The following is a 14,865-nucleotide window of genomic DNA, read 5'->3' on the forward strand; positions in this document are numbered from 1 at the left end:
CAATTTTTGAAATGCTTCAGAGAAAACGATCCAGCAGCTTGCAGCTATGACGATCGAGCATCAGCCGATCGTGAATCAGGAAATGAATGCCGTGACTATCGGTGATCAGCAGAGCTGCAGGTGACAGACGGCGAATATCTTCCTCACCCTTGAGCACGAAGGTGGTATCCCCCCGATCAGTTTTGACCCACCAGGTGCTTGGCGTGACAAAACTTGAAACTTTATCAATACGCTTGATCTCTGGCATAAACTCACGGCTGGCGAGCTCCGCCTCGATCAGAATACGAAATGCTTCAGGTAAATCATCCAGGCATTCTATCCAGGCTAGCTCATGACCATGCACGTTGAGTAGCGCGATTCCCTGCTCAGGCGCGGTCATCGGAAATGCTCGGATGGGTACGATGCCTTCGTGCACCTGATGATCTTTGTCTACAAAAACTAAGCGTCCAAAAGCATTTCGACTCAGTTGATAATCAGGCTGGCTCATGCACGATCTCCCTTGGAACCCGATTTAGGATCTAACTCGGCTAAATGATCCTCAGTATCAATATTGCGCGACTGAGATTGGTAAAGATGGTAATAATATCCTTGGCGCGCCATGAGTTCAGCATGATTACCCACCTCAATCACTTTCCCTCGATCGAGTACAATCAATCTGTTAGCTTCACGCAAAGTAGACAAGCGGTGCGCGATAGCGATCGTTGTTCGGCCATGAACGAGATTGTCGAGCGCTTCTTGAATCTCTTTCTCAGTTTTGGTATCGACAGAAGATGTCGCTTCGTCGAGTATCAGGATACGCGGATCGATCAACAATGCACGGGCAATCGAGATACGCTGCCGTTCGCCACCCGAAAGCGCTTGCCCGCGTTCGCCCACCAGAGAGTCATAACCATGAGGTAATCGCAGGATAAACTCATGAGCGTAGGCAGCGCGTGCTGCCGCAATGATCTCCTTGCGCGTTGCATCGGGTTTGCCATAGGCGATATTTTCTGCGATCGTGCCAAAGAAAAGAAATGGTTCCTGGAGTACCAGACCGATATGTTTGCGATACTCGGCTACGGGCAGTGAACGAATATCTACTCCGTCGATTAGAATTGCACCTTCGGTTACATCGTAAAAACGACAGATCAAATTGATGAGCGTGCTCTTACCCGAACCACTATGTCCAACCAAACCAACCATCTCTCCCGGCTCAATTACCAAGTTGATATCCCGCGTTACACTACGTGTTCCGTACCGGAATCCTACATTACGCAATTCAATGCGACCTGTAATCGTAGGTAAATGAATGGATTTGATTGGCTCTGGGACACTGGAAACATGATCAAGGATATCAAAAATACGTTTGGTCCCAGCAGCCGCCTTCTGTGTCACAGAAACGATCCGACTCATTGAGTCCAGTCTTAGATAAAAACGACCAATATACGCCAGGAAAGCAGTCAGCACGCCGACCGAAATCTGATCCTGCGATACCTGCCAAATACCAAATATCCATACCACAAGCAACCCGACTTCAGTCAATAATGTGACGGTCGGTGTAAACAATGCCCAAACCTTGTTGACCCGATCATTAATTTCCAGATTACGTTGATTAGCTGCACGAAAGCGCGCTACTTCCCGGTCCTCTTGCGCGAAAGCTTTAACCACACGAATTCCGGGAATGGTATCGGCAAGCACATTGTTAACCTCTGCCCAGACGCGATCGACTTTTTCAAAACCAGTACGTAATTTATCGCGAACCAAGTGGATCAACCAGGCAATAATCGGTAATGGCATAAGGGTAACCAGCGCCAGTGACGGATTGATCGAAACCAGAATAAGGGCCGTCATGCTCATCATGATCACATCGGTTGCAAAATCAAGCAGATGGAGTGAGATAAAAAGATTGATACAATCTGTTTCTGCACCGATACGCGCCATCAGATCACCTGTTCGCTTACCGCCAAAATATTCTTGGGATAGCTTAACGAGATGTTTATAGGTAGTAGTTCGTAAATCTCTGCCAATACGTTCGGATACTTTTGCCAGCATATAAGTTCGTGACCAACCCAATATCCAGGCAAGAAAAGCTGCAGCTAGCAGACCGGAAAGATAAGTGGTGACGAGATCAACATCGATCGGCTTACCATTCTGATAGGGAATCAGCACGTTATCCATCAAAGGCATGGTCAGGTAGGGGGGCACGAGCGTTGCCGCAGTACTGCCCAGCATTAGCAGGAAGCCGGTGAGCAAACGCCATTTATAAGGCTTGGCAAAGCGCCATAGACGAAACAAAGTCCAAGTGGAAGGAGGAATATGAGCTTCCTGCACACATATTGGGCACGTTTCCTGATCACTCGATAAAATCGCTGCGCAAGTCGGACACTTGACCTGAACGGGTTGTATTTGTGTTTCCCCGGTCAATTGGGAATTGAGTTGTTGGGTAAATTCCGTTATGAGACGATTCGCTCCAGTATCCTTGGCCAAGGTATAGCACCAATGAGCAAGCAGCGCATGATCATCAAATAGCTCAAGATTACCTACACCCGCATGATCTCGACACGTCAACCTTAAACCCTGTTGATAACTCCAGTCGTGCCAACTCTCTTCTCCTGTCATTTTTGCCAATAACCGCTGATTGGTGGCTATCACGATTCCCCGGGAAAAACGGAGTCGCGTATCAAGATCAATCTCTAACCAAGCTAATATTGTTTCTTCACTTGCTAAATGTGCCTCCACTTGAGAGACCCAAAGGGGGGGAAGAGTAAGCATAGCGTCACTATGCGCTGGATAAAAATTCTGCTGCATTTGCTCGAGCCAATCAAGTTAAAAGGAAAGGTAAAACGATTTACGTAAAATATTTACAGATAGGGTTTATAAACCACTAATTCATATGTATGTGCTCTTTTTGCTAGTTAAGAGATTCTGTTCAATCATTAGAAAAAAGTAGCAGCATAAGGGGTCTAACTTGATTATATAGATTATGGCTTGTTGTTATTTTCTGGTAATTCATCAGGTTTACGCCATTTTTGCTTGACCTCCTGACGTTTGTCAGCGGGTAGTTTTTTTATTTTCTTGTATCTTTCTCGGGCTTGCTTACGCTGTTCAGATGTCAGCTCATTCCAGCTACGCATATGAGATTGTATACGCTGTTGTTCTTGAGGAGTCTTCTTTAAATAATGTTTAGTAATATTCAGCCATTTCTTTTTTTGTGCTGGTTCAATCGTATCCCAGTTCTGCTCAAGCGGCTGTAGGATTATCTTCTGATAGGGCTTGAGTTCCGACCACGAAGGCTGTCTCTGCTCAGGAAAAGCATCAATGGGATATGCAAGAAATAATAGTATCCAAAAAGTGACTACGAGGTGGAATCCAGCCATGCATCAAACTCATCATTAAGATAAACATCTATAGGCAACTCGTCAGCAAGTATCATCGTATCGATTGCAGCATTTTCATCGATTTCGTAGTTTACTTTCCAATAAATACTTCCCAACAAAATAAATAATACAATTACTGATAACAGCAGTTTATTAGTATTAGCATGAGTAAAAAATCTACCCTGCCCACCATGTGCGGAAATACCGGCGCCGACATAAAAAATCTTCTCCGCTGGTTGATAGTTTTCCAAGGCAGCTCTGCGCGCTGATTGCAATCGATACAGCGTATTCTGATCAATTTCACCTAAACTATGATTTAATAGTTTGGCTACTTCTTTTCCCATTCTATCTTCTTTATTCATAATTTGACTCCTTCTTTCTTCAGTATAGTAGCAAGTGCATGTACTGCACGGGAGCAGTGTGTTTTCACACTTCCCTCCGAGCAGCCCATGACCTTGGCGGTTTCACTCACATCCATTTCTTCCCAATAACGCAGCAGGAAGGCTTCTCGTTGACGCGCAGGTAATGTTTCTAACGCCTTTTCGATTAAATTGATTAACTGTGATTGCTCAAATTGAGTGTATGGATCGCTACCTGGATTAGAATCTTTTGATATCGGCAAATTTTCCAGTAAATCATAGTCTTCATTTTCATCATGATTAGGCGCGAAAGCCGAAAATAGCGCTATCCATATTGAACGGGATTTTTGCCTCCGATAGTAATCACGAATAGTATTCTGCAAAATACGCTGAAATAGAAGAGGCAGCTCTTCGGGCGATTTATCCGCATATTTCTCGGTAAGCTTCATCATTGAGTCCTGCACAATATCTAATGCAACGTGTTCATCACGCACTGCGAACAACGCCTGCTTGTATGCACGCAGCTCAACTTCACTTAGAAAATTGGAAAACTCTTGTCGGGTAGCCAGAATGGTTTACCTTATAATATGGAGAGCTAGAATCATTTATGTGGGAATGAATAGGCAAGCTAAATATAGGCTTGTATTGAAATACGATATGGAGCAGGTAGCCATAACACTTTAAGGCTTATTACAATATAGAAAATACTGATGTATGGAAAATAGGCTTATTTCATTCTTTTTGTTAAAAGCAACTCACAACTACTTTAATAAAAAAGTAACCTTCTTTCATCTTCAACATTTGTAAAGTCAATGCAAACTGATCATTCAAGAATGCCGCTTATTGATACGCTCAAAGCAATCTCGTGTTTACTGATCGCGTCTCATCACTTAGCACTGTATGGTCTCATGCCGGATTTTGCATATCCCTTGATTCCTGACTTGATTGACTGGCTTCGCGAGAATGGACAAATCGCTGTCCAAGTCTTTTTTATCATAGCAGGATTTTTGTCAGCCAGGAAACTCGCACCATACGGAATACCACTTGTTACTGATCCGATGCATGTTATCAAACAGCGCTATATTCGATTGGTCATTCCATATCTTGCTGCCCTCACATTAGCAATCGGCTGTGCAGCATTGGCAAGAGCCTGGATGACTCATGATTTCATTCCCAATACACCCAATTTTTTCCAGCTTCTAGCACATATATTTTTGCTGCATGACCTGCTCAATCAAGAAGCTCTATCCGCGGGTGTTTGGTTTGTAGCAATTGATTTTCAACTATTCGTACTTGTAGTCACTGCGTTATGGCTATCTAGCCAAATAGAATATCGGTTTCCAAGGTTGAAATTAATTCATCTCATTTTGATTGCAGGCTTAACTGTAGTTTCTCTGTTTGTATTCAACAGGAACAGTTACTGGGATGAAACTGCTTTTTATTTTTTTGGTTCATATGGCCTTGGTATCCTTGTTTATTGGGCCTCCCACAAACAATACCATCTCTTTTGGTTCACCTTGTTAGGCATTCTGGTCATAGCAGCTTTACTGGTGGATTTCCGTTCTCGCATAGCAGTTGCAGGCGTCGTAATGCTCATATTGGGTTTAGCCAAACAATATGAATTCCTGGAAAGTAGAATCATGCCGAATTTCCTAACTTACCTTGGACGGGCTTCTTATTCCATATTTCTCATACACTTTCCCTTATGCCTGATTATCAATGCGGTATTCTTTCGCTTCCTACCATCTCAGCCTACTATCCATTTATTTGGACTGACTCTTGCATTAGGTATCAGTATCATGGGTGGGATTTTGTTTTTCAGGTGGTTCGAAAATTACCCAATTACAGATAAAATGCGCTTATGGTTACCAATCGGATTTCTAGCAAGCGGTGTCCTGGTAATACTGGTAAATGCTAAATCAATATGATCATTCAATCATACCTTTGGAGTATTCACTTTTTATGTTTAACTCGTCTCTTGTTGCTTATAAAGGAATAGGTTGGCATGACGTCTCGATCCACATAAAATTAGCTACAAATAAGATTTAACTGATTTGTGATAAAAGACAAAAAATGGCATTCTTTGTTCTTTACCATCTATTTCCCCTAATTCTCATGTTGGGTCATAGCCCTCACTTTTCTATTACTTCCAAATATGAACAAGCACCATCAACAACCTTTTTTCAAAACAGAAGATTTCTGGGCCATCACCATCGGTAGCTTCTTACTCCTGCTGGCATTAGCGATTTATTTCACGCTTCTTTCCGAGGATCTGAAACAAAGAATTACCGAGACCTCAGCAATCATTGAAAATGAAGCCACCAAACCGATCAAAACCGTCGCTTGGCACGAAGCCACAGTGGAGTTAGCCAAACTGAAACTTTCTAATGAGCCTATTGGAAAATTTCTGAAAAACCTGACTACACTCCCAAACAAATGGACGAACAATCCTGTTGAAGCTTTTTACAAACCCGCTACTGAAACCGATATGGCAGCAGAAAATAATGCAGTTCTTCTTGCTCGCCAACAGGCGCTTGCTGCTGAGCAAGCAGCTCAAACTGTCAATTTTCAAATAGAGACGCTCAATTTATCCGCCCAAGCAGCCATTGAAAAATGGCAACACCTCCTGAACGAAACCGAGAAGAAAAAAGCAAAGCTGAAAGCAGGTGCTTTTTCCCTGCCGCATATCATCCTCCTATTCGGATTTCTGGTAGTGTTATTTGGAGTGGGGGCCAAAGTGCAGGGTATCGCTTTCAGACAGTTCGCCAAAGGTTTTGCGCTGATCTCTCTGATATCGCTGATTTCAGTATTTCTAGCAGCACAAAATGATTTCAAGGATTTTGGTATCGAATACGCCATATGGGCCATCCTGCTAGGCATCATCATCAGCAACACCATAGGTACGCCAGGCTGGGCAGAGAGTGCATTACAAACGGAGTTTTTCATTAAAACCGGGTTGGTGCTGATGGGGGCAGAGTTGATGATCGGTAAAATTCTCGCTATCGGCCTGCCAGGTATTTTTGTCGCCTGGGTGGTTACGCCTATCGTATTGGTAACAACCTACTGGTTCGGTCAGAATGTGCTAAAGATTGCCTCCAAATCGCTGAATATCACGATCAGCGCCGATATGAGCGTATGCGGCGTGTCTGCCGCCATTGCAACGGCAGCAGCCAGTAAAGCCACCCGCGAAGAACTCACCGTGGCGATTGGTCTGAGCATGATTTTCACAGCTATCATGATGGTCGCGATGCCTCTTTTCATCAAATTTGTCGGGATGCCGGAAGTGCTGGGTGGCGCCTGGATCGGTGGCACAGTCGATAGCTCTGGCGCGGTAGTAGCCGCTGGCGCAGCGCTGGGTGATAAAGCAATGTATGTAGCGACCACGATCAAGATGATTCAGAACATACTAATAGGGCTCGTCGCCTTTTGTGTCGCCATTTACTTTGCAACCAAGGTAGAAAAGGATGCACAAGCACCCCAGATCGGCATCGGGGAAATCTGGCATCGTTTTCCCAAGTTCATTCTCGGCTTCGTTGGCGCAAGCATTCTGTTTTCAATCCTTTATTCATCGTTGGATAAACACATCGCCAATCTGGTGCTGGAAAACGGTATTCTGGGCGATTTCACCAAGAATCTGCGGACATGGTTTTTTTGCCTGGCATTTGCCAGTATCGGGCTATCTACCAATTTCAAGACACTCAAGCATCATTTTGTTGGTGGCAAACCATTGATACTGTACGTCTGTGGGCAGTTGCTGAATCTGCTGTTGACCCTAGGCGCTGCTTATTTGATGTTCTACAAGGTATTTCCGGAGATTACCGCGACGATTTGATCCCTTCAGCTTGCGATGTGAGAAAGCAAACGACAACAATGAGTACTGGCGCGCTAAGGTTTCATGCCACAGAAACTGATCAAGCGCGCCTGCAAGCAATCGTCTGCGGCGATGCAAGTGTGTAGCTGGAATGATTCGATCATTATCCCTATCTTTCAGCATACCCAAACCGCCTACGCTCCGTCTTGGGATGCTGAGAAAGCTGACAGGCATGCCGGTAAGCACGGAGTGCCTTTTGTGCATAGCCCAGCACACTGTCATGCGGATAGTGGATCACCTCATTGAGGTTTGCTTCAGCGGTGATTCCAGCTGGAAAATCGGTCAGCAATTCGATACCTTCACTCATATGTTCCGCCGTATAGATGTGAAACAATCCTTGAGAAACTGCTTCGATCACATCATGTGACAACATAAGATGCCTGCGGTTACGATGAGGAATCAATACCCCATGGGTACCATCCAATCCGGCGGTCTCACAAACATTAAAATAACCTTCTATCTTTTCATTGAGCCCCCCTACCGGCAGGATTTCACCATACTGATTGATTGCACCCGTCACTGCGATCCCTTGCTTCAAAGGTACGCCTGATAACGCAGACAGCAAGGCATATAATTCTGCACAGGAGGCAGAATCCCCTTCTATTCCATTGTATTCCTGCTCAAATACAATCGAGGCATTGAGCGCAAGCGGTGCGATATGGGCAAACAAGGCCGATAGGTAATTCTGTAGGATAAACATGCCTTTATCGTGAATGGGTCCGGAAAGTCCTACTTCGCGTTCGATATTCAGCACCCCATCTTCACCCGCGAACGTGTGTGCTGTGATGCGTACCGGCGCACCAAAACAGTGATCCCCCAAATCAATTTGCGTCAATCCATTAATCTGCCCAACCTTTTCCCCTTCGATCACAATCAAGACATCCCCATCTGCAATAGACTCCTGCAAGCATTGATCCGGATAATTATGACGCTGGATACGCGCTTGCAGCGCTGTCTCGACATCGGCTACATCAACCAGGCAACCAGTCTGTACTTTGCACTGGGCGACACTTTCTAACACCAGTGTTTCAGTACGGCTGAAAATGGCGCTCTGCCGTGACTGATCATTGGCTGCCCGGTGACAATCCTCCAGCAAGCGTGCAACAGCAGCGGCCGTAAAATGGGGTAAGGCCGATTCATGACAGGCGTGCGCGACAAAAATGGAGGAAGCGCGGCGACTTTGCTCGTTAGATACGAAACTATCCGCGAAATCAACCTTAATGCGAAAACGCCTGGCAAGCTCCGGATTCTCTTCTTGTAATATGTAATATTGCTCACGCGAGCCAATGAGGATGATCTTGACTCGTATCCGCACTGCTTCCGGTTCAAGTGAAACAGTCATAACTTGGTTCAAGGCCGTTCCAGGCTCCTCGATTTGCAGCAGATGACTTCGCAGCAGGCGGCATAATTTTTCCCATACCAGACCATCCACTAATAGATCATCGAGATGTAACATTAGAAATCCACCATGTGCCCTGAGCAGACTTCCGGCATGGATACGCGTAAAATCTGTTACGAGCACGCCTTCTACCGATTGATACTCGATACTGCCAAATAATGACCGAAGAGATGGACTTTCTTCAATGATAACCGGCGCACTCTTCAAATCATGATTATCTATCACCAGATTAACCTGGTAACGAGCTAATAAGGATTTGACATCTCCCTTTTGTTTATCTTCATCGGAATCAGAGATCTTAAACAATGCTAGATTATCGAGAATATCCCTTTCCATCTTTTCTAGATAACGACTGAATTTCTCCTCATCCTCAACAAACAATTTCAGCGCGCTACGAATTGGCTTCATTTGGCTTTCCAGCAGCAATTTGATCTTATTGCGCTGTAATGTTGTCAAGGCTTCATCTTTAGCTCGCTCCAGTGGACGAACCTTCTCAAAATAGTGTGCGATTTCAGCCTGCAATGCCTCCTCAGCTTGCTCAATTTCGGATCTTCGCTCCTTAGGAAGGGCCAATGCTTCGGATTCGGTTAGAACTTTCCCTGATTCATCCAGCAGCGTAAAAACCATACGGCCGGCTTCCCGCTGAATGGCGAAATGGTATTTCTCGGCAAATGCGTCAAGTTCCGCAAAAGCGTTAGCTTCTTCCAGTTTGAAGCTTTTTTCAATCTGCTTACTTTCTGCTTTGAAATCTGATCCATCAAGACATCTGACTATTTCCGTCTGCAAATATTTTGATAGTTGCGCCAGCTTTTGACGTAACAAACGACCTTGCCCTGCCGGTAAACGCAGGGCAAGCGGCTTTTCTGGCACATCGAAGTGATGCAGATAGCACAAATCGGGCGGAACAGGCTTGTGCGACGCCACCTTAGCCATCGCCTGCCGTAACAAAGAAGATCGTCCACTGCCTACTTCCCCAAGTACAAACAAATTGTAGTCAGGTTGTTCCATTTCGAGTCCAAAGTAAGCAGCCTTCTCAGCACGCTCCTGGCCGATCCAGGAAAGTGGCTGATCAATCAGTTCTGAAGTATCGGCAAACCCCAGTGAAGCAGGTTCAATCGTCAGGCGAAGCTCGCGTGGAGTCAGTTCAATAATCGGCATTATGTGTATTTTTATTGTTAGAAAGAAATCCAGAATTGTAACCGTTTAATCACCATTTCTGACAGAAGCAATGCCAGCAACGATTGCATCAACAGTGCACAGTGCTATTAATCCGATAATCGAAATAATTCGGATTAGGCGTTAGTCAAGCTTCGTTTTGGCAAAACCACAGCATGGTCATTATTGCGATCAGCATGAAAAAAATTGAAGCAGATCATTCGTTATGCTTATCTGCTTCGATCAAGACTGCTCCGGCATGTTAACGTTGGGCAGTTTGCGATTTTGGTGTACTTCCTCATACTCATCCTGTTCGAGCTGATGCCGGAAAGCGAGCAGTTGCTTGTGGCGCACCTTGCTGGTCGGCGGGTAGCACAGCTCCAGGTCAGAAAGCGTATCCAGAATGATCTGCGAGATGATCAGCCGTGCGTTCTTCTTGTCATCGGCCGGCACTACATACCACGGTGCTTCAGCCGTGCTGGTGGCGGTCAGGCATGCTTCGTAGGCAGCCATGTACTGATCCCAAGCCTGGCGCTGCTCCATGTCAGCATCGGAAAATTTCCAGTTCTTGTCAGGATCATCGATGCGCGCCAAAAAACGCTGACGCTGCTCTTCCCTGGAGAGATGCAAGAAGAACTTGATAATGCGCGTACCATTGCGGTACAGATGCGCCTCGGACTCAACGATGGATCGGTAGCGCTGCGCCCAGAAATCGTTCACATTCAACGACGAGTCAGGCAGATTCTGCGCTTTTAGCACCTCCGGGCGCACGCGCACGATCAGTACCTCTTCGTAATAGGAACGATTGAAGATGCCAATGCGTCCGCGCTCAGGCAGAGCACGGTGAGTGCGCCACAGAAAGTCATGCTCCAGCTCTGTTTCACTGGGATGCTTGAAGCTATACACTTGACAGCCTTGCGGATTCACCCCGGACATCACATGCTGGATGGCACTATCCTTTCCCGCTGCATCCATAGCCTGAAAAATCAGCAGCAGCGAATAACGGTTGTGCGCGTACAGCAGGCGCTGCAGTTTTGTCAGCTGCTTAATGCCCGCTTTGAGCCTCTCTTTGTACGACTCCTTCGAATCATAAAACGGCTTGATCACAGTCGGCCATTGGGCAAGATCCAGCTGGGTTCCGGGCTTGATACAATAATCGACGATACTAATTTCGGTGACGTGTTTCATGATATTGCTTCCATATGATGGGATGGGCCGCGCACAGCGTGGAACTACACTCCAGGCTCGCTTATGGACATAGGAAAACAAAATAACTATTCTGCAAGTTGCAAAGTATCAGAGATCCAGTACAAGGTCAAAAACGCTGACAAATAATCATGTTTCTTACATTTTCTTACTGCATGTCAAATTTTCTTTTGCCGGGATAATTAGCCCGAATATTTCATAAATTCGCGTGATGATCACGCAGGATTTTGATTAATAGGGAAGTTTTGAGAAAGAGGGGTGTAGTGATTCATACACCCGACTGAGCAAAATCTTTCTCATTAATCAAAAGGCAAGTGAGGGCACGTGCCAATTTATGAAATATTCGGGTTTAGCTGGCATGAATAAAGATGATTTGTAAAAATTTTATCTTAGCCGCAACATATCGTTAACGCCCAGACAGCCAGACTTTGCGGGTTTCCATCCAGAAGCGCTGATTTTAGGATAACAATATCCTTGACCACTAGGATCAACAGGATGTAATGTTCGCCCTCGATAGATTGCAGCGTCACTTTCGAATCCGTATTCTTGAAAAAATGAACTGGAGCGTAAATATGAGAAAAGCAACCTTATTATTAGCAACTGTTGGATTGGCAGGTTTGATTGGCTGCGCTAAGACCGATAACTACACGCCAGCAGCGACTGCTAGTGGCGAAGAAATATTCAGCCTCAACTGCACCAAATGCCATAAACCTAATACCGATGGCAGTGTACTGATGTTGAGCGCTGCAATGGCGAATAAAGACGCTATTATCAAAAAAGTGCAAGCAGGTGGTATGACCATGACTGCCTTCCCTAATATTACGGGAGAGCCAGCGGATCGTTTGGCGGAATACGTGCTGGCAAACAGCAAAACCAAATAGTCTATTGATCTAACACATAAACCCGTAGTGCAGAAATTGTCACTACGGGCGCTTCAACTATCGCTCAAGTAATCAACTCTGTATAAGAAATAAATTCTGTAAGAATTTCTAGCGTTGCTTACAGTCTGATGGGTAAAAATATGTAAAACAGCATCAAAATTTACCACCTTTAGCATTCATTGTATACCAGGTTAAGAATCAATTACTTTTGCCAAAACAATGTTATAACAATTCTTACTGGTAAATTTTGACGCCATTACATGGCGGCTTTCCAACACTGATTGACATGGATAAAGGAGTAATTCATGAAAAAGCTTATTTTGATCATAATTGGATTAACGATATCCATCTCTGTAATGGCAGAGGCACATGGAGTGAACCTTCTAGCTCAATCGCCAACAGTAACACCGTCACCATTTGTGACAGATAAAACTGGCAAAGCATCTGAAAGTAAAGGAAATGTATTGCCACATAATCAGCGAGGTAGTAATTCAAATTTGAAAAGAAGTCAACGCACTCCTCTTCCATCTTACAAATCTCAAATCAATCAAACTCAAGCTAATAATCCTTATAACCGCAGCCTCGATAATCAGAATTACAATAATAATCCAGGGTTTGAAAGCAAAGGAAATGTATTGCCACACAATCAGCGAGGTAGTAATTCAAATTTGAAAAGAGGTCAACATACTCCTCTTTCAACTAACCAGCCTCGTGCCAATTCTCCTTATAGCGGTAATCTCATTAATCAGAATTATAGTAATAATCCAGGACCCAAGCGAGGCAGAAATATTTTTACCGGAAGAGATCAGAGTAAACTAAATCAAGGTAATGCTAGGCCTCGAAGTCATCGCGATTAAGTTTTATATCCGCTGAAACTACCATACGAAGAAAGGTAGAAAAGCAAAAACCCACCAGCTTGCTCACAACAACTGGCGAAGCTTCAAGCTTTTTTCTCTCAGAATCTATTCCAAAACTCGACACAGCGCGCCACGCTGAAGCTGGTAAGCCGCGACCAGCGTGCGCCTGTACGTCCCAAAGCGTCTGCCGGAGGATCACAACCTGATCGATATCATGGGCAAAGCGGCCATACTCCAGCTGGTCGAGCGCTTCGGTGGGATGGATCCTTTCGATATCCCCAAAGCGGAAGCTATCCGCATCCACCGCGCAATGCCGAGATTCGCGAAGAATGGCCATCCTTGGGCCAGCGCCAGCTAGCGCTGAAATACGCCCTCACCGCGCGGCAAGTCAGAAAAATACTGGCAGCCGAGGAACCGGAGGAACCGGAACAAATAGGATTGTTTTGAGAACTTTTCAAGGCGACATCATGAATGCAAAACCTGCACCTGACAATCACTGGCTGATTTCTCTCGGCATGGTCACTGTGCCAGCTCCCTCCTCTTACCCAAATGCCGCAAGCGTATATGGGGGTGCATCGTTGGCGAAAAATGATCTACCGAAGGCTTTAAGCAACAGCCTGCCACGGCAGACTAAAAAGTCTCAGATTGTGAGGCTTTTCAATCCAGGAAAAAGTTTGGACACAATTGCTAGGGCAACTGGCATACCACTGAAACACGTGCGCAATACGCTGATCGCGATGAGGAAGATTGAAAAAGCCCACTCCTGCGGGAGGAAAGGGATACCCGTGATCAAACTCTCGTTACAGGGCGGAATCATCAAAGAATTTGCCTCCATGACTGATGCAGCCAGTGCGCTGGGAATAGATCGGAGAGACATCTACTGAGTATGTAAAGGCGATCGTATAAGCGCCGGTGGGTTTCGGTTTGAGTTCAGTCGAGGAAATAAAATAGCCCGGTGAGTAATGGGCATTACCCACCGGGTTTTTTGGAGGTGATATAACAAAGCAGCCGTTACAAACCTTGTATCGGCCAACATCACAAAAACTTTAGTATTTTTTGACGAATAATCCTCAATAGTAACGCGGTTGTTAATAATGCTCCTGGCATTGATAATGCAAATCCAAAAAAGGGAGGAGCAACAATGAGGCGATAGAAATTAGGCAGGCGTTTTTTAAAAAAAAAGAATAACTTCAGATATTAAGAAAGAGATTAATAATAATGAAAAAAATAGTAAGCGTAGCAGTGATGGCGGCCATCCTTTCAGGGTGTGCCACAATGATCCGAGGCACTGAGCAACAAGTGTCAGTCAACACCAACCCGGTCGGTGCGGATATCCAGTTCAGCAACGGCCAGAGTTGCGTATCACCATGCCAGATCAAGGTTAAGCGTGATCAATCTCTGCAAATCACCATCAGCAAAGACGGCTGCCACCAGCAAACCGCCACCATGATGCCTACATTGGCAGGTGCAGGGGTAATGCTAGGGGGGTTCATTGATTACGGCACTGGTGCAGTCTACGATCTGCAGCCCAATCCGCTGACAGTCAGCCTAGGGTCCGTTGACGTTTTGAGGTAAGTATTTCATAAATCGAAGTAAATTCGTAATATTGAGAGATTTTTCACACCCCCCCACAAAACGAGTTTACGATGCCCCGACTGATGCTCACCGATGAATTCTGGCCGAAGCTGGAGAAGATTCTGCTTCAAGAAGCGATTTATAACAAGCGCAATCTGCGCATGACGGTGGAGGGTGTGCTATACCGAATGCGGGTTGGTTGTCCG

At 45.3% G+C, this 14,865-nt stretch carries 14 protein-coding genes and 1 pseudogene; 7 read left to right on the forward strand and 8 right to left on the reverse strand.

The genetic code is table 11. The features are described 5' to 3' along the window. Nucleotides 1-16: 16 nt before the first annotated feature. The 5 genes from BLP80_RS10730 to BLP80_RS10750 form a co-directional block, all read right to left on the reverse strand. Nucleotides 17-487, reverse strand: a complete 471-nt coding sequence (locus tag BLP80_RS10730) for a cyanophycin metabolism-associated DUF1854 family protein (RefSeq protein WP_090543107.1) — start codon at nt 485-487, stop codon at nt 17-19. Next, nucleotides 484-2,787, reverse strand: a complete 2,304-nt coding sequence (locus BLP80_RS10735; RefSeq protein ID WP_090543108.1) for a cyanophycin metabolism-associated ABC transporter — start codon at nt 2,785-2,787, stop codon at nt 484-486. Before BLP80_RS10735 ends, BLP80_RS10730 begins: the two co-directional genes overlap by 4 nt. A 173-nt stretch (nt 2,788-2,960) precedes the next feature. Then, complete coding sequence (locus BLP80_RS10740) at nt 2,961-3,356, reverse strand: DUF3106 domain-containing protein (protein WP_090543110.1); 396 nt, start codon at nt 3,354-3,356, stop codon at nt 2,961-2,963. After that, entirely contained in the window at nt 3,335-3,718 is a 384-nt protein-coding gene (locus tag BLP80_RS10745; RefSeq protein ID WP_090543112.1) for a DUF3619 family protein, read from the reverse strand. The genes BLP80_RS10740 and BLP80_RS10745 overlap by 22 nt, the downstream gene beginning before the upstream one ends. Further along, nucleotides 3,715-4,284 (reverse strand): RNA polymerase sigma factor, encoded by a 570-nt coding sequence (locus tag BLP80_RS10750; RefSeq protein WP_090543114.1) that lies wholly within the window; start codon nt 4,282-4,284, stop codon nt 3,715-3,717. The genes BLP80_RS10745 and BLP80_RS10750 overlap by 4 nt, the downstream gene beginning before the upstream one ends. Before the next feature lie 243 nt (nt 4,285-4,527). Here BLP80_RS10750 and BLP80_RS10755 point away from each other — a divergent pair, with 243 nt between their 5' ends. Further along, entirely contained in the window at nt 4,528-5,643 is a 1,116-nt protein-coding gene (locus tag BLP80_RS10755; RefSeq protein ID WP_090543116.1) for an acyltransferase family protein, read from the forward strand. Nucleotides 5,644-5,870: 227 nt separating this feature from the next. Next, nucleotides 5,871-7,547, forward strand: a complete 1,677-nt coding sequence (locus BLP80_RS10760; protein WP_090543118.1) for a YeiH family protein — start codon at nt 5,871-5,873, stop codon at nt 7,545-7,547. 148 nt (nt 7,548-7,695) lie between these two features. On the opposite strand, the gene BLP80_RS10765 is transcribed toward BLP80_RS10760, so the two are convergent. Together BLP80_RS10765 and BLP80_RS10770 are read right to left on the reverse strand one after the other, a co-directional pair. Beyond that, the gene (locus BLP80_RS10765) at nt 7,696-10,143 is read right to left on the reverse strand and encodes a Lon protease family protein (protein ID WP_090543119.1); all 2,448 of its coding nucleotides are present in this window, start codon (nt 10,141-10,143) and stop codon (nt 7,696-7,698) included. Nucleotides 10,144-10,383: 240 nt separating this feature from the next. Continuing rightward, nucleotides 10,384-11,328 (reverse strand): ADP-polyphosphate phosphotransferase, encoded by a 945-nt coding sequence (locus BLP80_RS10770; protein WP_090543121.1) that lies wholly within the window; start codon nt 11,326-11,328, stop codon nt 10,384-10,386. A gap of 518 nt (nt 11,329-11,846) precedes the next feature. Here BLP80_RS10770 and BLP80_RS10775 point away from each other — a divergent pair. Both BLP80_RS10775 and BLP80_RS10780 read left to right on the forward strand, forming a co-directional pair. Further along, a complete protein-coding gene (locus BLP80_RS10775) occupies nt 11,847-12,227 on the forward strand; it encodes a c-type cytochrome (protein WP_371128824.1) in 381 nt (126 codons plus the stop codon). Between the two features lie 305 nt (nt 12,228-12,532). Continuing rightward, nucleotides 12,533-13,084: a hypothetical protein gene (locus BLP80_RS10780; protein WP_090543125.1), complete on the forward strand. Its 552-nt coding sequence runs from the start codon at nt 12,533-12,535 to the stop codon at nt 13,082-13,084. On the opposite strand, the gene BLP80_RS10785 is transcribed toward BLP80_RS10780, so the two are convergent. Further along, on the reverse strand, nt 13,059-13,421 hold the full coding sequence (locus tag BLP80_RS10785; protein ID WP_143002277.1) for a hypothetical protein: 363 nt from the start codon (nt 13,419-13,421) through the stop codon (nt 13,059-13,061). The two genes, BLP80_RS10780 and BLP80_RS10785, sit on opposite strands and share 26 nt — an antisense overlap. A 130-nt stretch (nt 13,422-13,551) precedes the next feature. On the opposite strand from BLP80_RS10785, the gene BLP80_RS10790 reads away from it, so the two are divergent. The 3 genes and pseudogenes from BLP80_RS10790 to BLP80_RS10800 all read left to right on the forward strand — a co-directional run. Further along, the gene (locus BLP80_RS10790; RefSeq protein ID WP_143002278.1) at nt 13,552-13,968 is read left to right on the forward strand and encodes a hypothetical protein; all 417 of its coding nucleotides are present in this window, start codon (nt 13,552-13,554) and stop codon (nt 13,966-13,968) included. A gap of 334 nt (nt 13,969-14,302) precedes the next feature. Continuing rightward, complete coding sequence (locus tag BLP80_RS10795) at nt 14,303-14,659, forward strand: lipoprotein (RefSeq protein ID WP_090543130.1); 357 nt, start codon at nt 14,303-14,305, stop codon at nt 14,657-14,659. Nucleotides 14,660-14,730: 71 nt separating this feature from the next. Next, nucleotides 14,731-14,865 (forward strand): annotated as a pseudogene (locus tag BLP80_RS10800) (IS5/IS1182 family transposase); the annotation flags it as partial.

Origin of the sequence: Nitrosomonas sp. Nm132 (genome assembly GCF_900100485.1) — a bacterium.
Taxonomy (GTDB): domain Bacteria; phylum Pseudomonadota; class Gammaproteobacteria; order Burkholderiales; family Nitrosomonadaceae; genus Nitrosomonas.